Source organism: Asticcacaulis aquihabitans (assembly GCF_032490435.1).
Lineage (GTDB): Bacteria > Pseudomonadota > Alphaproteobacteria > Caulobacterales > Caulobacteraceae > Asticcacaulis.
Map to the genome: position 1 here is coordinate 757901 of NZ_JAVGWM010000003.1, position 23747 is coordinate 781647.

A 23747-nucleotide genomic window follows, 5' to 3' on the forward strand; every position below is an offset into this window, starting at 1 on the left:
ACCTCTCCATGGCGCAACAGTACATTTTCCAGATGCAGGGCCTGACCAAGCATTACCCGGGCGGTAAGAAGGTCTTTGAAAACATCTGGCTCAGCTTCTATTCCGACGCCAAGATCGGCGTCGTCGGCGTCAACGGCTCGGGTAAGTCCACCCTGCTAAAGATCATGGCCGGCATCGACAAGGAGTTTTCGGGTGAGGCCAAGGCCGCCGAAGGCACCAAGATGGGCTATCTGGAGCAGGAGCCGCACCTCGACGACAGCCTGACGGTGTGGGAAAACGTCATCGCCTGGTGCGAGGAGAAAAAGACGTTCGACCGCTTCAACAAGGTGGCCGAACTGATGGGCGAGGAATATTCCGACGAGCTCATGGAAGAAATGAATACCCTGCAGGAAAAGATCGATGCGGGTGATTTGTGGGATATTGATAGCCGCATCGAAATGGCAATGGACGCCCTGCGTTGTCCGCCCAATGATGCAGGCGTGACCAAGCTGTCCGGCGGTGAAAAGCGTCGCGTCGCGCTGGCCCGTCTGCTGCTGTCCAAACCTGACATGTTGCTGCTCGACGAACCGACCAACCACCTGGATGCGGAATCCGTTGCCTGGCTTCAGCACCACCTGGAAAATTTCCCGGGCTGCGTCATCCTCGTTACCCACGATCGTTACTTCCTCGATCAGGTCACCAAGTGGACCCTGGAACTCGATCGCGGCAAGGGCGTACCCTACGAGGGCAACTATTCCGGCTGGCTGGAGCAGAAGCAAAAGCGCGTGGTTCAGGAACAATCCGAATCCGAAGCGCGCCAACGTGCCCTTACCAAGGAACTCGAATGGGTCCGTTCTGGTGCCAAGGCGCGTCAGGCCAAATCGAAGGCCCGTCTGGCGGCGTATGATGACATGGTGCGCGAACAGGAAAATTCGCGTGCGGCGCAAAGCTTCGCCACCATCCAGATTCCGCCTGGGCCGCGCCTCGGCAACGTGGTCATGGAAGTGACTGGGTTGGAAAAGGAATTCGGCGACAAGCTTCTGTTCAAGGATTTGAGCTTCCGCCTGCCGCCCAACGGCATCGTCGGCGTCATCGGGCCCAACGGCGCCGGCAAGTCGACCCTTTTCAAGCTGATCACGGGCCAGGAACAGCCCGACGCCGGCACGATCAAGCTCGGTGAAACGGTGAAGCTGGCCTATGTCGACCAATCGCGCGACGATCTGAACCCGACCGATACGGTCTGGCAGGCCATTTCCGGCGGCACCGACATCATGATTGTCGGCAAGAAGGAAATCAATTCACGCGCCTATGTCGGCGGTTTCAACTTTAAAGGCGGCGACCAACAGAAGAAGGTGGGGCTGCTGTCCGGCGGTGAGCGCAACCGCGTTCACTTGGCGAAGACCCTGGCCGCTGGCGGCAATGTCATCCTGCTCGACGAACCGACCAACGACCTGGATATTGAAACGCTGCAGGCCCTGGAAGAAGCGTTGGAAGAATTCGCCGGCTGCGCCGTCGTTATTTCCCACGACCGCTGGTTCCTTGATCGTCTGGCCACGCACATCCTGGCCTTCGAAGGCGACAGCCACGTCGAATGGTTCGAAGGCAACTTCGAAATGTACGAAGAAGACAAGAAGCGCCGTCTCGGTACGGACAGCCTGATCCCACATCGGATCAAGTTCCAGAAGTTCGCGCGCTGATCGCTGCAAATCGACAAAAATATAGCCGGGCCATGCAAATGGTCCGGCTATATTTTTGTATTGAGTGCTGCGGTTACTGAGCCGGCGCCGGAGCGGGTTCTGCAGCAGCCGGCGGCGTCGTATTTGCAGGGTTGTTATTTGTGACGGCATTACCAACTTCGGCCGGAACCTTTTCAACGCGAGTGATAGTGCGGTCCACTGTATTGGTGGTTGACGAAGTGCTGAGTTCACCGCCGTTCATGAAGTAGACAGCACCGATAATTACGGCGGCCAGAATGGCCAGCGCCAGGACAATCAGGCCGGTATTGTTGTTTTTTACCTGCGGGTGGCGGGGTCGTGTTGTTAATCGTTACCATTTCGCTTCTCTCTGTGCTGTGGAAGTTGGCGATAAGGTAGCGAAAGTGTTGCAAGGGCGCCGTCCGCATTTTCGGTCGATAGGTAAGAATGGGGTCAGGACGGCGAATTACGCAGGCCAACGATATGCGGCCATCGTTTTATATTGCATCCTTATGTTTGGTAACAACGTTCTTTAAAGTTTCATTTTCAGGCGATGTTCTCATCATTGTCTTCAAAATCACTTGGATTTGGCAAAAAAAAGCGCCGGCGGAAAAGCCGGCGCCTGTGTCTGGATCTCTCCTTAATTGTCTTCGCCATCCTGATCGACCGATCCCGAGCCGGAAATGGTCGTATCCAGCTTGGCCGGCTTGGTTGCCAGATCGACATTGCCTGAGCCGGATATATCTATCTTGGCGTTGCCGGTGGCGAAAATGTCGGCATTGCCCGAGCCACTGACCGTGACCGTTGCATCCTTGGCCTGCAAAGCGGCCAGGTCGGCATTGCCATAGCCCGACAAATTAACCTTCAGGGCCTGCGTCTTGCCTACGGCATCGACCGAGCCGCTGCCGGAGAGGATTACGTCCAAGGTGGGCTGGTCGTATCCACGGATGCGCAGGTTGGCGTCGCTGGTCAGTTCGAACCGCTTGACCGATGGTGTCGTGATGGTGATACGCGCCTCCTGGTCATTGGATTGAGTATCCCAGCCATCACGGGTCCAACTGACGCGCACGACTTCCTTGTTGCCCTTGTCTAGGCGAGTCAGTCGGCCATTTTCCAGCTTGATGCGATCGATCAGGGACTGCGGACCGGAAATACTGACGGAAGCGGTGACGCCTTGGGTATAGACGACCTCGGCGGGAAAATCGACGGCCAGAAGATCGCCGCCGGTCCATTGCAGGTCACGTGTCACTGTCGGTTCGACCTTGGCGTCGGCGCCATTGGTATAGCGCATATGATGGCCATCCTTGATCATGGCCCAGGTCCAACCGGTGGTGTCGACCTGATGGCGGATGAGGGCGGCAGCGCCGGCGATGCAGACCAGCGATGCAATGAGTGCCACGCCGGAGAAGAGGAAGAGTTTGCGGATCATGATCGGTTCCTTAAGACTCGAGGGCGGGTTTGAGCACGCGGTAGTGTAGGCGGGCGAACCAGACCAGGCCGTTTACCAGCCAGATGGTCAGGGCCAGGGTGAGGGCGCCAATGGCGGCAGACCCCAGCATCACGCCGCAGCCGGCCAGAAGCGAGGCAAATACGCCGCCGGGCAGACCCATGAACGGACCCGCGGCGAAGAGGGTGCCACCGGCGATAAAGGCGCCGATTGCAGCGGCGAAGATGCCAATCAGGGTGCCGAATACGCCGCCGGCCAGCGGCAGCAGCACCAGGATATCGAGAGCGCCCAGGCCCAGTATGCCGATAATGGCCGTGGCAGCGGACGATGGTGTCTTGGCCTCGTCCCAGCTTTTCACGCCCGCTTCGGCGCGCAATTCGCGGGCCAGGCGGGTCGGGTCGCCCAGGGCTTCGGCCACTTCGGATTCGTTACGTCCGGCTGCGGCGGCATCCTTGAAGTGCGCCTCGTAGTCGGACATGATTTCCTTAAGGGTCGCTGGCGGCAGGCCTCTCAGGCCCTGGCACAGCTTGTCGAGAAATTCGATGCGGGTCATGGATCAGGCCTCTTCAACGGTTGTGGGCTGGGTTTGGGGTAGGGCGTCGAGCAGGGCGTCCACCGCGCCGGCGAAGCCACGCCATTCACTGGCCTGGGCCGCCAGTGCGGTGCGACCCGCGTCGGTCAGTTTGTAATATTTGCGGCTGGGGCCGGCCGGGGATTCCACCATATAGGTGGCAACCAGGCCATCCGACTGCATGCGGCGCATCAGCGGATAAATGGTGCCCTCACCCATGCCGATGGCTTCGGACAGATGGCTGGCGATCTCATAGGCGTAGCTTTCGTTGCGTGCCAGCACCGCCAGCACACATAGGCCGAGAACGCCTTTTTTGAGTTGAATATCAATGGTTTCAGGCATCTCGTTTCCTTTGACGCGCTTCGAATGTGTCGCGGTAGGGGAGGAGACCGCTTGCTTATTGAATATGGCAAGCTACCTTTCTATGCAAGGTATATATCATTAAATAGTAGTAAGGTTGCGGCAAGGCCTTTTGTCATAAAGGAGTCAAAGGCATGGCGACGCCATCGCCAGACATCGAGTCTGTGGCGTCGCGGTCGCGTCATTCGGTCTTTGTAGGGGGCTGCGCGGTTAGGCGATGTAGACGGCGCAGTCGCCGCGCAATAAGCCTTTTAGGCCATATTGAAGCGTTGGGCGTCTTTCAGGGCGTTTTCTGCCATGGCGCGCAGGCCCGGATGCTCCGGCTTCATGGCAGACAGGTCGGCGAAGACCTGCTGGGCCTTCTTGTAGAGCGGGCCGGCCTGATCATAAGCCCCTTGCATTTCGCGGGCTTGGGCGAAGCGCGCCAGGGTAAGGGCGTAGGTCGATCGGACGCCGACATCGTCGGGCCGAAGATTGGCGTTGGTTTCGTGCAAACGGCTCAATTCTTCCAGAGCATCGCCGGCCGCCTTGGCGTCCCCGGCCTTCAGCTTGAGGTCGGCGTAGGGCGCCAGCAATTCGGCGCGTGTAGCCGGATCGCTGATAACGCCCAGTGCCCGGCTGATGACAGGGGGCTGCTTTACCGTGTCGCCGGCCATCTGATAGCGGCGGGCGAGATAAAGGTGGATGTTGGCATCCAACGGATCGAGTTCCGACACATGCTCATAGGCAGCCATCGCCTTGGTGTCGTCGCGGCCCATATGCAACGCGCCGGCAATCCGCCACAGCTCAGCGGCGCCCGCATGGTTGCCGGCAACGGCGAGGGCGTCGGCGTGATTAGCCAGGGCTGTTGAGGCAGCAGACAGATCGCCCGACGCGATCAACTGAAAAGCGCGGACGGCCTGGGGCGACTTGTCATAATAGAGATGCGATATGCGCGTGCTCAACTCATCGGCGGCGATAGCGCGCGTGGCGTCTGGCCAGACGGACAGGGCTGTTTGGACGGCCTGACGGATTTCGGCTTCGTCGTCGATGACGGCCGGTTCGGCTATCACGGGCTGAGCAATAAGGGTCTCGGTGGGGACTGGCTCAGCGAGAGTCGGCACAGGGGAAACAGCCGCCGGGATGACGTCGGTGACGACTTCCGGTGCAACGGCGGGAATGTCGGTGACTGCCGGGTGGCCGGCGATATCGCTTTGCGGCGCAAAGCGCATGGCGGAATTGATTACGGCATTTATGTCGCCCGGTGGCGCCTGGGTGACCACGTCCGGCGTTTCACGCAGCAAGGCGGCTTCAAGCGGGTCGTGAGTGGTTTCGACGACTGTCTCGGGGCGCAGCGGGATGATTTGCGCCGTCGGGGAGGTTATCTGCAGGCCATGCGTTTCGGAAAGCGCGGCGGCGGAATCGAACATTGGCACTTCATCGAACCGGGGCACCTCGCCCGGCGCCGCTGTTTCAGGCTGACGGGTCATGAAGGTGTCAGAGGCGTTGTCGGAAAACGCAGCGTGATCGGTGAAAATGGCAGGTTCCAGAGATTGGATATCGTGGCCCCGACCGGCATGATCCTGAACCGGCTGTACCGGAGCTTCGACCACAGAATTGGTTTCGACAGACGGGGGTTCCACGGCCATGGGGCGGGATTCCGCGCCATAGGATTGCATGCCGATCGTTTCGGCGGTGAAGCGCAGATTGCCACGGCCGTCGCTGGCGCGTGTAGCGGTCTGGATGTCGATGGCCGGCGCCGCTTCCAGTTCGATGTCGTCCGTTAGGGAGGGCTGGAGCCTGCGCGGCTTGGGCTCACCGGCGGAAAACAGGCTGCGGAACACGCCGATCAGGCCGATGACGAACAGGAAAATACCCGCGGCGAACAAGGCGGCCCAAACGGGCGAAATGCGCGCCTGGTCGATCCAGTCCTCGATATGCGGGTCGTACAAGGGCGCGTCACCCTTATAGAGGGCAAACGCGGCTACGCCCATCGCCAGAACGGTCAACATCAGGAAACCGGCCGGGCCGGGTTTACGCCGCTCCACAACACCCTCTCCATAAGACGTAGTCGAACTGCTCATACGGCCCCCGCAACGCTAATATTGATAAAACATTAACCTCAGCTTTCGCCTTATGGCAAATCTTTACTGGCGGACCTGTGCCAGAAAGGCGAAATTTGAGCGCTACAGCGGCGGTTGTGCAACTTTTCGGCCAAGCCCGGTTCCGCGGCTGCGTGAAAGGCTTGCACGAGCGAGGGGTTGCGGATACAAGCGAACATATGAAGAACGTAGTGCGCATATTGGGGCTCGATCCCGGCCTGAGGCGGCTGGGATGGGGGCTGATCGACGTCGAAGGCGCGCGCCTATCATGGGTGGCGCATGGCGTGATAGAGCCGCCGACCGACCTCGATCTGTCGGTGCGTTTGCTCCATCTCTTTGACGAATTGACGGCCGTCATCGCCGAATGGACGCCGGACGAAACGGCGATCGAAGAAACTTTTGTCAACATGAACCCGTCCTCTACGCTGAAACTGGGTCATGCGCGAGCAGCCGCCATGCTGGCTGCGGCAAAATCCGGCCTGTCCGTGGCCGAATACGCGGCGCTCGACATCAAGAAGTCCGTGGTCGGCGCGGGACGGGCCGATAAAGATCAAATTCTTTTCATGATCAAGCGCTTGCTGCCCAAGGCGGGCGGTGTCATGAAGGCAGACGCGGCGGATGCCCTGGCCTGCGCCATCACCCATGCGCACAAACGAAAAATGAATAGCTTAAAGAGGGCCTTGGCGTGATAGGCAGACTACGTGGCGTATTGCTTGAAACCACGGACGAAGACGTACTAATCGAATGCGCCGGCGTCGGTTATATCGTGCGATGCGGTGTGCGCACCATCGCGGCCCTGCCGGAACTGGGGGCCGAAGTTATCGTCCACATAGATAGCCAGACGCGCGAGGACGGCACCCGTCTTTATGGTTTCCTCAACAAGGACGAGCGCAAGGCGTTCGAGGCCTTGCAAAGCGTGCAGGGCGTCGGGCCGAAGGCGGCCCTGGCCGTGCTTGATGTGCTCACCCCTCACCAACTCGCCCAGGCCGTCGCGCATGAAGACAAGACTGCCGTATCGCGCGCGTCAGGTGTCGGACCCAAGCTGGCGCAGCGCATCGTTATCGAACTCAAGGGCAAGGTGCTGATGAGCGCCGAATTCGGCCCGATCGTGACGGCGCCAGCGGGTGTGGCCGTCAGGACGACCGTCAACGGCGAAGCCGTGGCGGGCCTCATGGGGCTCGGCGTTTCGGAACAGCAATCACGCATCGCCGTCGAATCGGCGGTGAAGCAATTGGGGCCGGAAGCGGAATTGGCGGCTGTTATTCGCGCCTCGCTGAAGGCTTTGGGCAAGTAGTTGGCGGGCAAATAGCATGGCGCGATTGATTTCAGGCGAATCCGACAACGATTTCGAAGAGCGTGCCCAGGACCGCGCCCTGCGGCCGCAGACCTTCGACGATTTCGTTGGCCAAGCGCCGCTCAAGGCCAATCTGAAGGTGTTCGTCGCGGCAGCGGCGACGCGCAAGGAGGCGCTCGATCACGTCCTGTTCTACGGCCCGCCGGGCCTGGGCAAGACCACCCTGGCTCAGATCGTCGCCCGGGAACTGGGCGTCGGATTTCGCGCCACGTCCGGGCCGGTCCTGGCAAAGGCGGGTGACCTGGCGGCGATTCTGTCGAACCTGGAACCCAATGACGTCCTGTTCATCGACGAAATTCACCGCCTCAACCCGGCGGTGGAGGAAATCCTGTATCCGGCGATGGAGGACTATGTCCTTGACCTGATCATTGGCGACGGTCCGGCGGCACGCACCGTGCGCATCGACCTGGCGCCCTTCACCCTGGTGGGTGCGACGACGCGGGCAGGCCTGTTGTCTACGCCCTTGCGGGATCGCTTCGGCATTCCGCTTAGGCTGGAATTCTACACCCCGGAAGAATTGGTGCGTGTCGTTATGGGCACGGGCCGCAAGATGGGGGCCGTTGTTTCCGAAGATGGCGCGCTGGAAATTGCGTCGCGGTCGCGTGGTACGCCGCGCGTGGCGGGTCGGTTACTGCGTCGGGTGCGCGATTTCGCCCACGCGGAAGGCGCTGAGATTATTGACCGGAAGGCGGCGGCCAAGGCGCTGGCCCGGCTGGAAGTCGATGCGGTCGGCCTCGATCATTCCGATCGTCGCTATCTGACTGCGCTGATCGAAAACTACGGCGGTGGTCCGGTCGGCTTGGAAACTCTGTCGGCCGCGATTGCGGAAGCCAAGGACGCGGTCGAGGATATGATCGAGCCGTATTTGCTCCAGCAGGGCTTTATCCAGCGCACGCAACGGGGCCGGACGGCCTGTGCACGGGCCTATCTGCATCTGGGCCTGACGCCACCGGCGCAACCACCTGCGTCGCCGGACCTGTTCGACAGCTAGGACGCGTAGCAAGATGCTAATGAGGTAGCATGTCTGTTCCGTCGCCTTTGAACACGAACCAGGCGATGAAAAGCACAATTACCAGCAGAATAAACGCGATAAGTCGCGTATAGCCGCTTTTCTTCATGAGCGCGTCATCCTTAACCCGTCTTCATGAGCGCTTCGCGGATCGGCAGGAAGCGGTCGTTAAACGGCAGGATGCCGGCGCCGCGCGCCGCCGCATCCACGGCGAGTTCGGCTCGCTTCACTGGGGATATGGTCCTAATACGATGTTTGAAGGCATCGAATTTCGCGTTCAGACGCGCGCAGAGTTCTTCGATATAGGTCGCAGGCAGTCGTCCGCCGATGAAATGCGCTTCCGGGTTAATAGCGCAACTCATGACGAGAAACGGCTCGAACAGGTGTTCGGCGGCACGGTCCAGCCAGGCTTCGACCGTGGCCTGGGCCGGAGGCGGCAGGGTTTCCAGGTCTTCGGGCGTCGATACCTCGAACCCGGCCTTACGCAGGTAATCGTAGAGCGAATAGAGCGACACCATGTCTTCGAGTGACTGCGCGTGGCCGGTCTCGTCCCTGACCGGCAGAAAGCCGATTTCGCCGGAACGTCCATCGGCCCCGCGGTAATAGTGTCCGTCGATGACGAGGCCGCCGCCCAGCCCGGCGCTGATAATCGTGTATATGAAGCTGCGATGGCGCAGGCCGTGGCCGAACTGCATCTCCCCTATAGCCGCCGCCGCCGCGTCGTTTTCGACATAGACCGGTACGGCTATGGGCAGGATATCGGCGAACAGCGACGCCACATCCACTTCTGACCAGACCCGATAGGCATCGGGGCGGTTGGCCACCGGTACCCGGCCGAGATCGTCAGGAATACCGATGCCTATGCCGATCAGTCGGTCGAGATTGATCGCCTTTTCAGCTATGATTTTGCTCACCTCGGCCTTGAAGAAGGCGACGACTTCGTCAGGCATGGCGAAGTGCACTTCGCGGCAGGATCTGGCGCGCACATTGCCGAGAAAATCCAGGGCAACGATGGCGATGTGGTCGCGGTCGATATTCAGGCCGATCGAAAACGCGCCGTCCGGATTGACCACCAACTTGGTCGCCGGCTGGCCCCGTCCGCCCAATTGACGGCCGGCTTTGAGGATCATGCCGTCATTGAGCAGGCGTTTGGTGATATTGGCTATGGCCGGGGCGGTGAGGCCCGTCAGGTCGGCGATATCGGCACGCGTTATGGGCGCGCCCGCTGCGCGCACGGCTTGCAAGGTGACGCGTTGATTATGATCGCCGGCGCGTTCCAGATTGGTACCGGACAACGAGTCGCCCAGGGCATGGACCCGCGCTTCGGGCCGACTGGCCCCTGTGCGTTCGTCAGCAGCCATAAGTCACCCCCTTGGGGCGAGTGTATTTCCGTACCCTGTTGAAGGGGGGGAGGGAACTGAGGGCTTGATTTACCGCAGTTCGATGTCCGAAAGCCGGACCGCTGGAGCGATACTCACAGGTTTCGGCAAGGGGGCTAAGTCTGGGCGTGTGGTGGCGCATATGAGGATGGCATTATTTTCTTATTTTAAAACAAGCGGTTGCTTGCTTGGGTATGCGCGCGTTCTTTTCAGGCCATTCCCTGCCATGGACGGAAGCGCGCCGCACCCCTCATGTATAGGTCGGATTTCACGCGATTGTAAGATTTATATTGCAAGTTCCTGACGGATATGGAGCGTCCTTATGTCTTGAAGTAGGTGTCGTAGATGGCTTCGTCGACCAGGTTCAGATTGGCCTGGAAGATATCGATGAATTCATGCAGCCCGGCCGAAATGATGTGCGAGGCGTCCGAACTGTGAATAGTCTTGCACAGAATAGCCATCTCGGCCGTCGCCTTGTTTTCTACGGTGCGATCATAGGTCAGCATGTCCAGCGCGGCGGAGGCGTCCTCGAGACAGAACAGCACGCTGCGCGGAAAGGCTTTGGAAAACAACAGGAACTGCGTGACATCCTTATAGTTGATGGTGTGGAACTGCTGTCGATACATTTCCAGGGCATTGACCGATTTCAGCACGGCGCCCCACTGAACCGCGTCATAGGCGCTGTCGACATCGTCGGCACGCGGTAGCAACAGAAAGTATTTAACGTCCAGCAGGCGCGCGGTTTTATCGGCCCGCTCCAGCATCTGGCCCAGATGGGCGAATTGCCAGCCCATGTCACGGCTCATTGTGTTGTGCATCAGGCCGGTGAACAGGTGGCCCATCTGACGGACCTCCTTGTAATAGTCCTGAAGGTCGGCGACCGACCGTTTGCGGCTATGGCCTTGCGTCAGGTGATAGAGCTCATTGATCTTTTCCCACATCTCGACGGGGATAACCTCGCGCACCGTGCGAGCATTTTCCCGCGCTCGGAAGATGGACGACAGGATCGAGTTCGGATTCTTCTCGTCGAAGGTCATGAACTTGATGACAGCGCGCTCATCGGCTTGCGTATAGCGCTTGTTGAAGTCTTCATCGTCGCCGGAAGTGGCGATCAACGGGTACCATTGCGCCGAATACTGATCGAGCGACAGGTCGAGCATCAGGTGCGTATTGACGTCGATGAAGCGGGCCACGCAATCGGCGCGCTCCAGGTAACGGGCCATCCAGTAGATGGAATTGGCAACACGGCTCAGCATGTTAGTTGCCCTCCGCCGCATTGTATTCGTCTTCCAGCACCCAGGTGTCCTTGGAGCCGCCGCCCTGGCTGGAATTCACGACCAGCGACCCCTTCTTGATGGCGACGCGTGTCAGGCCACCGGGCAAGGTGAAAATCTCTTCGCCGTAGAGAGAGTAGGGGCGGAAATCGACGTGGCGGCCTTCGATGCCACCGCCGATGAGGGTTGGGGCGCGCGACAGGCTGAGCGTCGGCTGGGCGATGTACTCGCGCGGCTTGGCCTGGATCAACTGAGCGAATTCCCTTTGCTCGGCCTTGGTGCTCTTGGGGCCGATCAGCATGCCGTAGCCACCGGACAGGTTCACAGCCTTGATCACCAGCTTGTCGAGATTTTCCAGGACATAGGCGCGGTCCGAATCGTCCTCGCAGATATAGGTCGGCACATTGTTGGATATGGCCTCTTCGCCCAGATAGTATTTGATGATGCGCGGCACGTAGGCATAGATCGCCTTGTCGTCGGCTATGCCGGTGCCGGGGGCATTGGCCAGGGCGACATTGCCGGTCTTGTACGCCCGCATGATACCGGGAATGCCGAGTAGCGATTCCTTGCGGAAGACTTCGGGATCGATGAATTCGTCGTCGATGCGGCGGTATATGACGTCGACCCGTTGCAGGCCTTCGGTCGTGCGCATGTAGACGATGTCGTCCTCGACCACCAGGTCGCTGCCCTGGGCCAGGGGCACGCCCATCTGCTGAGCCAGGTAGGCGTGCTCGAAATAGGCGGAATTGTAGATGCCGGGCGTCAGCACAATGATGTTGGGATCTTCCCGACCGGCTGGCGCGATGTGTTTCAAGGTGCGATACAGGTGATCGCCGTAATCGGAAACGGGCCGGACCTTCATGGTATGAAAGGCGGCGGGCAAGATGCGCTTGAGGACGGCGCGATTTTCCAGGACGTAGGAAATGCCCGACGGGCAGCGCAGATTGTCTTCCAGAACGTAGAACTCACCGTCGCCGTCGCGCACGAAATCGGTGCCGGAAATATGGGTCCATACGCCCTTGGGTGGTGACAAACCCTCGCAGGGCTTCAGATAGCAGGCCGACGAAAAGATCAGTTCGGACGGAATGACCTTGTCCTTGAGAATCTTCTGGTCGTTGTAGATATCCTGGATGAACAGGTTGAGCGCGGTGATGCGCTGGGCGATGCCGCGCTCCAGCTTAGCCCAATCGGCCGCCGAGACCATGCGTGGAATGATGTCGAAGGGGAGGATTTTTTCCGTACCCTTCTTGTCGCCATAGACGTTGAACGTATTGCCCGACTGGTACAGGATGTCTTCGGCCAGCTTCTGCCGCCGTTTCAGCTCGGGGCGGCTGAGCGTATCGATCTGTTCGACCAGAGGCCGGGCGCTGGGGTGTGCGACACCGTCATCGGCAAAAAGCTCGTCGTAAAATCCGTCGGTCTTATAGGTCTCAAGCGTCAATGTGGTGTGTCCAATTCAGTAGTTGCCCCATGGCCTGAAACGCGGACACGAGGCTCAAAATATCAGTTGAATACCTCGTTCATGGTGACCTGAACCCGTAGTGTTTCCTTGCCCCCGCCCCTGTAGATCGTACCGGACGTGGGCGTCGCATCCAGGTAGTTGCGGCCGCAAGCGACACGGACATGGTCTTGCGTCACCAATATGCCGTTGGTCGGGTCGAAACCGCGCCAGCCCAGGTAGGGAATGTAGATTTCCACCCAGGCGTGGCTGGCGTCGGACTGCATCTTGTTCTCGTAATTCGCGCCGGTGAAAACGTAACCCACCCGGTAGCGCGCCGGCACGCCGAGCAGGCGCGCCAGGCAGATGAAGAGGTTCGAGAAGTCCTGGCAGACCCCTTCGCGCGAGGCATAAACGTCGAACGGCGTGGTCTTCAGCGAGGTCGAGCCCGGCACGTAACGGAAGTCGCGATAGATGGTCTGGTTGATGTCGTTGAGCGTGTCCATCAGGTGGCGGCCATTGCGTTCGGCGAAGCTCATCGCATAGACCAGCAATTCCTGAATTTGTGTCTCAGGCAATTCCGGAGAACGCAGATAGGGCTCCATCATCACCTGTTGCCACGGCATCAGCGCCAGCGGAATGAAATGGTGGCGCTTGTCCGGCGCCATGTCGTCAGGCGCGCGGCCATAAATCTTGACCAGGGACCGACAGGACACGGTCAATCGCTTGTACGGCTTGTTGATACTGTAATGAATGGTTTGATTGCCGAACACATCCTCAAAGCGCATATCCTCGCCCTCGGCCGAAATGCTCAAGGTCGAATTGAGCACCTCCTGCGTGGCGTCTTCCAGCGGCATCAGCCGGAAACTGTGGGTCGAATGCTCAACCTCGTTCTCGTAGGCATATTCTGTCGAATGGACGACGTCGTACAGACGATAGGTCAGGGGAGAGCCGTCCGGCGTATGGGTCAGGGAGCGCACATTGAGAATATTGTGCTGGACCGATTTCATCTGCTGGAGCGATTGCAGGATGCTGAGCTGCTGGGCCTGGGCCTGCTGATCAGCGAAGGCGCGCCCCGGTGCTGTGCGACCGCTGCCTGGCGGAACGACCATGCCCTGAAGGTGGCCGTCCTGTTCATGCAGGGGCTGCTGCGCCGGCGGGCGCTTCTCGTCCCGCTTGTTGCTCCAGACCAGCGCGCCGCGTCGGGCAACGACCAGCTGGCCCTTTTGCATGGGCTTCCAGTCGCCTTCCTTGAACGGCGCGGAACAAAAGACAAGGGCGGTACGGAAGGTGTCGCGCGGGTTGTTGAGCGCAAAAGACGCTGGGGCGGAATGATAGCCGGCTTCGCCATGCGGCGGCTTTAGGCGGGAATAGTATAGCCGTGTTTCTGACTGGGATCCGTAAAAGGCAGCAACCGTGGTGCCGTCCGATATGATCATGTCGGCGCTGCCCATGTCGTCAAGCTGCAGGAACCAGCTCAACAAGACCTGATGGTCAACGTCGGCCAATGTGCGTGCGCCATAATCCTGCACCTTGCCGAGCACGAAGCAGAAGGCCAGTTCCGAATCAGTCCGGCCAAGCGGCTCCAGGAAGATCGACTTGTTGAAATGCAGGCGCTGCATGGCGGTCTTGTCGAGATCACCATTATGCATGAAGACCCAGTCATGGCCGGCGAAGCTGCGCGAAAACGGTTGGGTTTCGAGATGGGTATAGCCGGACGCGGCGCCGCGCACCTTGCACATGAAGACGGTTGAGCGGAAGGTATCCCAGTCGCCCATGACGCCATGAAGGGATTTGGTGTCACGCGCGGACGGGTCCTTGGCCACCACGGCGGCCTTGCTGTCGCCCGGATACCAGGTCAGGCCCCAGCCCAGCGTATGCTCCCCCTTGACGGAGGCCTTGCGGAATTTGAGGTCGATCGCCGGCGAACTCAAGCCGTCGAAACTAAACGCCAGGATATCACTCGAAATCGCGCTCAAAGATAATGCTTCCCATGCTGCCCTCCGTGAACAAACTCTTTTCACGGAATGTTGCGATGCAACTAGACTTTTTAAAAATGCGGTTGTCTAGTCCCAAGGGGTAACGATGACACTTTTTTTGCGATTCCGTAAATGCATAGTTGCGGACTAGAAGAGGTTTAAGGCGTTTATAATGAGCATTTTGGCGGCCCTGCACCACGTTTCCGACTATACATACGCCCGGCCCATCAGTTTGGGCCCCCAGGTCATCCGCCTGCGGCCCGCGCCACACACCAAGGCGCACGTACAGTCCTATGCCCTGAAAATCGAACCAGCCAACCATTTCATCAATTGGCAGCAGGACCCCTTCGGCAACTATCTGGCGCGAATCGTCTTCCCTGAAAAGACCGCGCATTTCAGGGTCGAGGTCGACCTCGTGCTGGAAATCCGGGTCTTCAATCCCTTCGACTTCTTCCTGGAAGATTCGGCGGCAACGTTTCCTTTCGTCTATGACGCGGCTCTGAAGGAGGAACTGGCCCCCTATCTGGAGATCAAGGAAAGCGATCCGGTTCTTATGGACTATGTTGCATCGATACCGGATGCGCCCACGCCCACCGTCGATTTCCTGGTCGCCTTCAATCAGAAGGTCAATCGCGATCTGGGTTACACTCTGCGCATGGAAGCCGGGGTGCAAACCTCCGCCGAGACGCTGAATCTGCTACAAGGCTCATGTCGCGACATGGCGTGGCTGGCTTGCCAGGTCCTGCGCCACAAAGGCTTGGCGACGCGATTCGTTTCCGGCTATTCGATCCAGTTGAAGGCCGATGTCGAAGCACTGGATGGCCCTTCCGGTGTCGCTCAGGACGTCACCGACCTGCATGCCTGGTACGAAGTCTATCTGCCGGGCGCCGGCTGGATCGGGCTTGACCCAACCTCGGGTATGTTCACGGGCGAAGGGCATATTCCGTTGTGTTGCGCCCCGAACCCGACCTCGGCCGCGCCGATTACCGGTGCACACGAGCCCTGCGAATCGACGTTTGAACACGACATGTCGGTAACGCGGATCTACGAAAGTCGTCGCGTGACCCGGCCTTATTCGGACAGCGAATGGCGGGCCATCGATTCATTGGGTGACACAGTCGACCAACGTCTTTTGGAACAGGATGTGCGCCTGACCATGGGCGGCGAACCGACCTTTGTCAGCCTGGATGACCGGACGGGCGACGAATGGCATTTTTCGGCATTGTCGGAAAATAAGAAGTGTTTGGGCTACGATCTGTTCCAGCGTCTGTCGGCACGGTTCGCGACGGGCGCTCTGGCGCAGCATGCCCAGGGCAAATGGTATCCGGGCGAAATCCTGCCGCGCTGGGCGATGAACATGTTCTGGCGCAACGACGGTCAGCCGATCTGGCTGGAATCATCGCTCTTGGCAGATCCGGAAGCGAAGGCGACACTGTCTCCTAAGGCTGCGGCCGATTTTCTCGGCAAGCTGGCCGACGCGTTGGGTGTCGGGGCGCCGTGCGTCCTATCGGCCTATGAAGATATCCCCTACCTGCTCTGGAAGGAGCAGCGCATTCCGTTGGAAGGCGAGATGCTGAAGGCGGATATTTTCGAGGCGACGGAACGCAAGCGGTTGCAGGCCAAACTCGATGACAATGTCGGCTACCCGACGGGCTATGTTCTGCCGTTGGCCTTTTCCGCCAAGACCGGCGGGTGGGTGTCCAACGCCTGGAAATTCCGCACTGACAAGATGATGCTGATCCCCGGTGACTCCCCCGTTGGGCTTCGTCTGCCGCTCAATGCCCTTCCGGTTATCGACCAGGACATGGCGGACGAACATTACTGGCCGCCGCGCTCTCCGTTTGCCGAGACGGAGCCCTTGGCAAATAGTTCCCAAAAAGTGGAATTTTTTAAAACCCAGCTCACCTCGCAGGCGAAGGCCGCTGCGCCGGACACGCCAAATGGTCTGATCCGCTCCGCCCTCTGCGCCGAGGTTCGTCACGGTCGGCTATTCCTGTTCCTGCCGCCGCTCACCTATATCGAGCACTATCTCGACCTGATCCACGCCGTCGAAGCCGTGGCCCAAACCCTGAAAATCGCGGTGGTGATCGAAGGCTATTCGCCACCGCGCGATCATCGCATCGAAAGCCTGTCGGTTACCCCGGATCCCGGCGTGATCGAGGTGAATATCCAGCCCGCCAAATCGTGGCCTGAACTCAAATCGATCATCAGCACCGTTTATGAGGAAGCCACCCAGGCCCGTCTTGTTGCCGACAAGTTCATGATCGACGGCAAGCGTATCGGCACCGGCGGGGGCAACCACATTGTCATGGGCGCGCAAAAGCCGGAGGACAGCCCATTCCTGCGCCGGCCGGATGTGCTGGGGTCCATGATCCGCTTCTGGCAGAACCATCCATCGCTCAGCTACCTGTTTTCGGGCCTCTATATCGGGCCGACAAGCCAGGCGCCGCGGATAGACGAGGCGCGGCACGAAAGCCTGTACGAGTTGGAAATCGCTCTTAAGAACCTGCCGGCGGGTGGTGAAGAGGCGGCGCCGTGGCTGGTCGATCGTTTGCTGCGTAATCTGTTGGTCGATCTGACCGGTAACACCCACCGCGCCGAATTTTGCATCGACAAGCTCTATTCGCCCGACAGCGATCGGGGGCGTCTCGGCTTGCTGGAAATGCGCGGATTTGAAATGTCGCCGCATCCGCAGATGAACCTGATCCAGGCGCTTTTGCTGCGCGCCCTGGTCGCCAGCTTTTGGAAAACCCCATACACGGCGCCCCTGGTGCGGTGGGGCACGCAGTTGCACGATCGCTTCATGCTGGGCCATTTCGTTCAGGAAGACATTTCTGAAGTTTTGGAATATTTGCGTGTGCGCGGATTTGCGTTCTCACCGGACTGGTTCATTCCTTTCTTTGATTTCCGCTTTCCCACCGTCGGCACGGTCCAGATCGGCGGTATTGGCCTGGAACTGAAAAATGCGCTGGAGCCATGGCCGGTCATGGGCGAAGAGCCATCGGCGGGCGGGACCTCGCGCGGCGTCGATTCATCGGTTGAACGTATGGAAATCCGCCTGTCCGGCGCGGTGGGGTCGCAGCACGTCGTTACCTGCAATGGCCTGCGCCTGCCGCTGACGCCGACGCGTGACGCCAATGTCCAGGTCGCGGGCGTGCGCTACAAGGCTTGGAACCCGTGGTCGAGCCTGCATCCTAACCTGCCGATCAACACGCCGTTGAAATTCGACGTGCTCGACACCCGGCTGGAACGCAGCCTCGGCGGATGCAAATATCATGTCATCCATCCCGGCGGACGCAATTACGACACCTTGCCGCTCAACGCCAATGAGGCGGAAGGGCGCCGGTTGTCGCGATTTGAAGCGCCCACCCATACGGCCGGCCGGGTGAAGATACCGCCCGTCATCATAAATCCGGACTATCCGCACACCCTCGACCTGCGCTGGAAACCTTGATATGACTGCCCCGCTGTAAGTGGGGGCTTAGATGGTCAAGCAGAAAAAGAAATCCGGCAATCCGTTCCTGATGATCCTTCTGATCGTCGCGGTGGCGGCTGCGATCGCGTTTGGGCTTAGCCGCCACTGGCGAACGGGCGATGATGCCGTGGCGGATCTGCGGAGTCTGTTAGAACAGGGCGGGGCCAAACTCGGCGGTGGGGGTACACCCTACGAGCGGGCCGTTAAGGCCGACAGCGACGAAACCGCCATTCCCCTGTTTGAAAAAGCAGCGGCTCAGGGCGATGCGCGGGCCATGCTGGCGCTGGGCGATATCTACAACAAATCCAAGACCGAGTCGGACGGCGACAAGGCCGTCGAGTGGTACAAGAAGGCGTCGGATGCCGGCAATGTCGAAGCCAAGCGCAAGCTGGCGGCGGCCATCGGCATGGGACGCGGCAGCCGCGAGCCCGACATCGCGGAAGCGGACAAGCTGATGGGGGAAGCGGCCGCTGCCGGTGACGGCAAGGCACAATTGATCTATGGCCGCAACCTGGCCGGTGCCGGGCAGGCGAAGGCCGCCGAACCGTGGTTGCTCAAGGCGGCGGCGCAGAATGTTCCGGGAACCAGCGCCGCGCTCGGCAATCTTTATTACGATTGGCGCAGCGATGTGAAGGACTATGAAAAGGCGCGTCAGTGGTATGCCAAGGCGGCCGTTGAGGGCGATACCCAGTCCCAGCTCAACTACAGCTACATGTACTATTCCGGTCGCGGCGTCGAAAAGGACGATGCTGAGGCCTGGAAATGGCTGGCCATAGCCGATGGCGATCAGGACAAGGTGAAGATCGCGCGGGAATTTTTGAAAGACAAGATTTCGGCCGATGCCGTGGCGGAGGGCGACAAACGTGCCGCCGCTTGGCGCGCATCGCACCCTGCGGCGCGCTAAGCTCAGCCGTCTAACTTGGCGCCCAGTCGCGCAGCCGATCTTGAACATCGCGCAATTGTTTGGGCGTCCACTGTTCCTCCAGCCAGCGCAATTTGTCGCGCGCCGCTTCGCGCCCCTTGCGCAGGGCGTGGGAATACCAGAAATAAGCCAGTTCCCGGCTGGTGTTTTCGCCGAGATTGCCGAAGTAGTTGTCGCCTACGCGTTCCAGCGATTCGACATCGCCCTTCATCGCGGCCAGACGGTAGAGCTGGGCGGCCTTGATCGGATCCGGCTTGGATTTGAAACCCATCGCATATAGATCGGCCAGGCTTTTGATCGATGGGGCGTGCCCCGCCCGTGCCGCGCCTTCGAGATAGTGCGCCGCCCTTTCCAGATCGGCGATAGTGCCCAGGCCGAAACGGTACTGATAACCGGCATAGGCCATGCCTTTTGGATCGCCGTCCTCCGCCTGCTGGACGTGGATTTTCCAGGCGCGGTGATAGCAACGGTCGGCTTTGTCGTCGAAGCCCGGTCCCTTATGCGTGCTATTATAGATTTCCGCCATTTTCAGCCACGCCAGCCCGTCGCCATTGCGCGCCTTCGGGCGGTATATGTCCAGCGCCCGTTCGCGATAGGTTTTGGCGAGGTGCGGGTTGCGCGGCGCGCCGCCTATACCCTTTTCCAGCATCGTCGCACAATCGGCCCAGGCCTTGGCGTCGCCGCGTCTGGCCAGCCGGCGCGTCCACTGAAACGGGGTCAGGGGGTGCGAATGCTGATACCGCTTCGGCCAGATATCGCGCAGACAGAACACGCTCATGACGACAAATATCGCGCTAACGATAGCGAGTGCGATCAAGGAAGGGGGGATGTCTAGCGAGCCGACCATGGGGCCAAGATGTGCACTGGCGTCTGCAAAAAACGATGGGACAGATGTTCCAGAGAATAAGAAAGGTCTAAGTTTTGCCTTATGGCGATGGTGATATTGCCCAACACAACAGAGGAGGGACACATGCGTACCATTTTATCAGGCATTTTGGCTGCGGGCTTGCTGGTTTCCACCGCCGGCTCCGCCTTCGCCCAAGCTGTTCCGGTTAATCCGTCACCCTATGACCGGGCGCCGTGGTGGATGAAGGAAAGCGTCATCACCCAGACCGGCTTCGTGTTTACGGAAGTCCCCGCCAACCGTGCCTACTTCTCCGCCACCTTCCTAACCGTCGCCCCGACAGCGGAAAAGGCTCAGGCCAAGGCAATCGAACAAACCCGCGGCCTCAACCAGGCGCTGACCAAGCTCGGCAATGACAAGGTGCGTGTGACCACTGGCTTTTCGATGCGGGCGCTTTACGAGCAGTACAAGGACAAGAACGGCAACCGCATCGAAGACCAGCGCGGCGACAAGATTGAAAACTATCAGGTGTCCCTGAACATCAATATCGAAGTTCGTGATGTGGCCGTGCTTGAACGGGCCTATGCCTTGGTTCTGGCGGCCGCGCCGACCTCGTCTACGCCGGTCAATTTCAGCCTGCAGGCCGACAACGCCACCAATACCTGGCTCTATAACGAAGCCATAAAGGATGCGCGCGTGCGTGCGGGCAATGCCGCCACATCCGCCGGGGGGAAGCTTGGCGGGATCAAGGTGATTGATCCGACGGGACGCGCCTGCGAAACCGATATTCTGGCGCGCGCCCCGGATGGCAACGGAAATCCGACCACCCCTCAGGAAGTCCAGTTTCGCAATGCCGAAATGGCCTATGCGCCACCACCGCCTCCGGCGCCCGTTGTGGCAATCGCGGGGGCTGTCGGTTCTGCCGAATATCTTGAAGCCAAGGCCTTGCAGAACCCGTTCATTCAGACGCCGCCCCTGCAGCGTTTGGAAGCGAAGGCCTGCGTCGTTTACGGCGTGCAGTAGGCTTGAAAAAAGCCATATTGCGGTGCAATATAGTCCCGGTTTCGTCACCGGGATTATAGACCATGTCGTTTGAAACCTCGCCATCTGCTGCTTCCATTACCGCCGCCTATGATCAGACCTGTCTGGTGCTGCAGGGCGGCGGGGCACTGGGGGCCTATCAGGCGGGCGCGTATGAGGTCCTGCACGAAAACAAGGTCGAGCCCGACTGGATCGCCGGCATTTCGATCGGCGCCATCAACGCGGCCATTATCGCCGGAAATGCGCCGGAAGACCGGGTGGCGCACTTGCGGGCCTTCTGGGACGAAATCAGCACCGATGTGCCTGGGGGACAGGTTGCAGCCCGACATGATGTCAGCGATTTCAACTTCCGCCAGTTCAGCGGCCTGTGGGCGATTGTTGCCGGCGTGAAGGGTTTTTTCCGGCCGTGGTTCCTCCTGCCCTGGTTCAATAGTTCCGGCACGCCTGAGGCCACCAGTTTCTACGACACGGCGCCATTGCGCGAAACCTTGTTGCGTCACGTCGATTTCGACCGCATCAACGCAGGCGGTATGCGGCTCAGCCTCGGTGCGGTCCATGTCAAATCCGGCAATTTCGTCTATTTCGACAGCCGGGATCGCCGGATAGGGCCTGAGCATGTCATGGCCAGCGCCGCCCTGCCGCCTGGTTTTCCGGCGGTATACGTCGACGGTGAGCCCTATTGGGACGGCGGTCTCGTTTCCAACACGCCCTTGTCCTACATCCTGGATACGGGCGTGGCCAAGGATACGCTGATCTTTCAGATCGACCTGTTCAGCGCCGAAGGGCCGGACCCCGCGACAATGGACGAAGTGCAGGAACGGATGAAGGACATCACCTATTCCAGCCGTACCCGTCTGAACACAGATGCCTTCCTGGAAAAATATCGGCTGCGTCACGCCATTCGCAAGCTGGCGGAACATGTTCCAGCGAATGTTCTTGCCGATATCTGTGGCGGTAAGGAGCCGGCGGATATATTCGACGGCCGCGTGAGTCTTGTCCACATCATCAACCGTCAGAACCGGCGCGAGATTCAGTCCAAGGATTACGAGTTCTGGCGCGTTTCTATCGACGAGCATTGGCGCGACGGCAGGAACGATGCGCACGTGGCCGTCGCCGAAACCAGTTGGCGGACCTTCAGCGATCCGGATGCTGGTCTTGCGGTTTATGACTATATCCGACCAAGTCCGCACAAACTGTCGGAAAAACTGTGGCTCTGATGCCGCATATCTGGTGCAAATGTGCTGCATCGCAATAATGTCGTCCGCCGACTACTGGCGAAAATTGACACATAAGCCCATATACTCGGCAACATTCATCCGTAGTGGATTGATTATGATGGCCGGGAGGCATGTCGTGAAATCGTATCGTTCGGCTCGTATGCCTCTGACCGCCATCTTTATGGCCTTTGTGTTTATGGCCCTTGGCGCCCCTGCCGGCGCCCAGACTGGCATGTCGTCTGCAGAGGCCTTGGCCGATCAGCAACGTGTGGCTGAAACCATGGATATGAATGTCCTTAAGCGTCAGGCCGAAGCCGGAGACGTCGCCTCGCAATTGCGGCTGGCCGACGACTATTTTGTCGGCAATGGCATCGGCCAGGACTATACGCAGGCCTTGCATTGGTACCAGAAGGCGGCAGAGCAGGGGAGTGCAGAGGCGCAGACCGAGCTGGGTGTCGCCTATTACAAAGGCTACGGTGTCGCCGTCGATTATGATAAGGCGATCTATTGGGTGCGCAAGGCAGCGGACCAGGGTTATGTTGGCGCGCAGTACTATATGGGCCTGGCCTATGACAACGGTTTTGGGGTCAAGGCGGATCTGACCCAGGCCTTCGGCTGGTACAAGAAAGCCGCTGAGCAAGGTTACGATATCGCGCAATTCAATGTCGCCACCTTGTACGAAGCCGGTGATGGCGTTGCTCAGAACTACGACTTGGCGGTTATGTGGTACGAAAAGGCCGCGGCGCAGGGCCATGCGCCGTCCAAATACAATCTCGGCAACCTCTATCTGACCGGTACCGGGGTCAAGACGGACAGGTCGCGGGGCCTGGCCCTGATCCGCGAAGCGGCAGATACAGGCTTTGCCTTGGCGCAAAGCCGACTGGCCGGACTTTATTATGATGGCGACATCCTGCCGCGCGACTTGGTGAAGGCCTACAGTTGGGCGCTTCTGGCGGCCAATGGCGGCGATCGCGTCGCCGCTGACATGCTGGCCAGCATGGACAGCCAGCACGTGCTTGACGAAGCGGGCGTGCGCCAGGCGACGGAACTGGCCAACAGCTACGCTTTACGGCAATAATTTTCTTTTCCCCGAAAAAAGTTGTTCAGGCGCTTGCCAAGCCCGAAACCGGTCGCTATACAGCCGCTCCTCTAGTGAAGATGGGCGCTTAGCTCAGCGGGAGAGCACTACCTTGACATGGTAGGGGTCACAGGTTCAATCCCTGTAGCGCCCACCATCTTCACTAACGAAAAAGCGCCGGATCGTCTCCGGCGCTTTTTGTTTATCTGCTTTCCTTATGACCTACATGGCCGGATATTTAGGGTCCTGCCGCACCACGCCATACCGGCCGTTGACCGACTGATAGTCGCCATTGGGCGTTTGAGTCAGGTAAAAGGTATAGTCGGCGCCCACCGCCAGGTCGGGAATTTTGTATTCGTGGCTCCCCTTGACCAGAACATTGATTTTCAGGCCGACAAAGCCTTTCAGGGCGGCGTTGACGCTGACGACGGCGTGTTCGCTACCATCGAAATCGTTATGGACGAGCTTGATAACACGGCCGACGACAACCGCTTCGGCGGCGCTGTACTTTCGTTCGGCGGAAAATTGCGCCTTTGTGTTTGCCTGGGCGCCGCTGGCGGATAGGAGCAGCAAGGCGGCAGATATGATGACCGCCTGCTTCATGA

At 59.5% G+C, this 23747-nt stretch carries 19 protein-coding genes and 1 tRNA gene; 10 read left to right on the forward strand and 10 right to left on the reverse strand.

Translation table 11 applies throughout. The features are described from left to right. The first annotated feature begins 8 nt into the window (after positions 1-8). Positions 9-1676, forward strand: a complete 1668-nt coding sequence (gene ettA / locus RCJ00_RS14170; protein WP_316222728.1) for an energy-dependent translational throttle protein EttA — start codon at positions 9-11, stop codon at positions 1674-1676. Between the two features lie 637 nt (positions 1677-2313). Here ettA and RCJ00_RS14175 read toward each other — a convergent pair. The 4 genes from RCJ00_RS14175 to RCJ00_RS14190 all read right to left on the reverse strand — a co-directional run bounded on the left by RCJ00_RS14175 (position 2314) and on the right by RCJ00_RS14190 (position 6114). Continuing rightward, a complete protein-coding gene (locus RCJ00_RS14175; RefSeq protein WP_316222730.1) occupies positions 2314-3102 on the reverse strand; it encodes a GIN domain-containing protein in 789 nt (262 codons plus the stop codon). Positions 3103-3112: 10 nt separating this feature from the next. Then, positions 3113-3673: a DUF1700 domain-containing protein gene (locus tag RCJ00_RS14180; RefSeq protein ID WP_316222732.1), complete on the reverse strand. Its 561-nt coding sequence runs from the start codon at positions 3671-3673 to the stop codon at positions 3113-3115. Positions 3674-3676: 3 nt separating this feature from the next. Next, positions 3677-4033, reverse strand: coding sequence for a PadR family transcriptional regulator (locus RCJ00_RS14185; protein WP_316222733.1), 357 nt, complete (start codon positions 4031-4033; stop codon positions 3677-3679). Between the two features lie 269 nt (positions 4034-4302). Next, a complete protein-coding gene (locus RCJ00_RS14190) occupies positions 4303-6114 on the reverse strand; it encodes a hypothetical protein (protein ID WP_316222734.1) in 1812 nt (603 codons plus the stop codon). A gap of 197 nt (positions 6115-6311) precedes the next feature. On the opposite strand from RCJ00_RS14190, the gene ruvC reads away from it, so the two are divergent. The 3 genes from ruvC to ruvB are packed head-to-tail and all read left to right on the forward strand — an operon-like array spanning position 6312 to position 8477. Beyond that, positions 6312-6821, forward strand: coding sequence for a crossover junction endodeoxyribonuclease RuvC (gene ruvC, locus RCJ00_RS14195; RefSeq protein ID WP_316222735.1), 510 nt, complete (start codon positions 6312-6314; stop codon positions 6819-6821). Next, entirely contained in the window at positions 6818-7426 is a 609-nt protein-coding gene (ruvA, locus tag RCJ00_RS14200) for a Holliday junction branch migration protein RuvA (RefSeq protein ID WP_316222736.1), read from the forward strand. Before ruvC ends, ruvA begins: the two co-directional genes overlap by 4 nt. A 16-nt stretch (positions 7427-7442) precedes the next feature. Continuing rightward, positions 7443-8477, forward strand: a complete 1035-nt coding sequence (gene ruvB, locus RCJ00_RS14205) for a Holliday junction branch migration DNA helicase RuvB (protein ID WP_316222737.1) — start codon at positions 7443-7445, stop codon at positions 8475-8477. Between the two features lie 140 nt (positions 8478-8617). Here ruvB and RCJ00_RS14210 read toward each other — a convergent pair whose 3' ends face one another. The 4 genes from RCJ00_RS14210 to RCJ00_RS14225 all read right to left on the reverse strand — a co-directional run bounded on the left by RCJ00_RS14210 (position 8618) and on the right by RCJ00_RS14225 (position 14565). Next, positions 8618-9856, reverse strand: a complete 1239-nt coding sequence (locus RCJ00_RS14210) for an ROK family transcriptional regulator (RefSeq protein WP_316222738.1) — start codon at positions 9854-9856, stop codon at positions 8618-8620. Positions 9857-10194: 338 nt separating this feature from the next. Beyond that, on the reverse strand, positions 10195-11130 hold the full coding sequence (locus tag RCJ00_RS14215) for an alpha-E domain-containing protein (RefSeq protein WP_316222739.1): 936 nt from the start codon (positions 11128-11130) through the stop codon (positions 10195-10197). 1 nt (position 11131) lies between these two features. Beyond that, on the reverse strand, positions 11132-12589 hold the full coding sequence (locus tag RCJ00_RS14220) for a circularly permuted type 2 ATP-grasp protein (protein WP_316222740.1): 1458 nt from the start codon (positions 12587-12589) through the stop codon (positions 11132-11134). Between the two features lie 62 nt (positions 12590-12651). Continuing rightward, on the reverse strand, positions 12652-14565 hold the full coding sequence (locus tag RCJ00_RS14225; protein ID WP_316222741.1) for a class II glutamine amidotransferase: 1914 nt from the start codon (positions 14563-14565) through the stop codon (positions 12652-12654). Between the two features lie 172 nt (positions 14566-14737). On the opposite strand from RCJ00_RS14225, the gene RCJ00_RS14230 reads away from it, so the two are divergent. Continuing rightward, the gene (locus RCJ00_RS14230; protein ID WP_316222742.1) at positions 14738-18019 is read left to right on the forward strand and encodes a transglutaminase family protein; all 3282 of its coding nucleotides are present in this window, start codon (positions 14738-14740) and stop codon (positions 18017-18019) included. A 31-nt stretch (positions 18020-18050) separates the two neighbouring features. Next, the gene (locus RCJ00_RS14235; RefSeq protein WP_316222743.1) at positions 18051-18944 is read left to right on the forward strand and encodes a tetratricopeptide repeat protein; all 894 of its coding nucleotides are present in this window, start codon (positions 18051-18053) and stop codon (positions 18942-18944) included. 10 nt (positions 18945-18954) lie between these two features. Here the strand turns inward: RCJ00_RS14235 and RCJ00_RS14240 are convergent, their stop codons facing one another. Further along, a complete protein-coding gene (locus tag RCJ00_RS14240) occupies positions 18955-19779 on the reverse strand; it encodes a tetratricopeptide repeat protein (RefSeq protein ID WP_316222744.1) in 825 nt (274 codons plus the stop codon). 153 nt (positions 19780-19932) lie between these two features. Here RCJ00_RS14240 and RCJ00_RS14245 point away from each other — a divergent pair, with 153 nt between their 5' ends. The 4 genes from RCJ00_RS14245 (at position 19933) to RCJ00_RS14260 (ending at position 23299) form a co-directional block, all read left to right on the forward strand. After that, complete coding sequence (locus RCJ00_RS14245; RefSeq protein ID WP_316222745.1) at positions 19933-20829, forward strand: SIMPL domain-containing protein; 897 nt, start codon at positions 19933-19935, stop codon at positions 20827-20829. Positions 20830-20891: 62 nt separating this feature from the next. Beyond that, a complete protein-coding gene (locus RCJ00_RS14250) occupies positions 20892-22064 on the forward strand; it encodes a patatin-like phospholipase family protein (RefSeq protein ID WP_316222746.1) in 1173 nt (390 codons plus the stop codon). A 136-nt stretch (positions 22065-22200) separates the two neighbouring features. Beyond that, positions 22201-23142, forward strand: coding sequence for a tetratricopeptide repeat protein (locus RCJ00_RS14255; protein ID WP_316222748.1), 942 nt, complete (start codon positions 22201-22203; stop codon positions 23140-23142). 82 nt (positions 23143-23224) lie between these two features. Further along, positions 23225-23299: transfer RNA gene (locus RCJ00_RS14260), tRNA-Val, on the forward strand. A gap of 65 nt (positions 23300-23364) precedes the next feature. On the opposite strand, the gene RCJ00_RS14265 is transcribed toward RCJ00_RS14260, so the two are convergent. Then, the gene (locus RCJ00_RS14265) at positions 23365-23745 is read right to left on the reverse strand and encodes a hypothetical protein (protein WP_316222749.1); all 381 of its coding nucleotides are present in this window, start codon (positions 23743-23745) and stop codon (positions 23365-23367) included. Positions 23746-23747 lie beyond the last annotated feature (2 nt).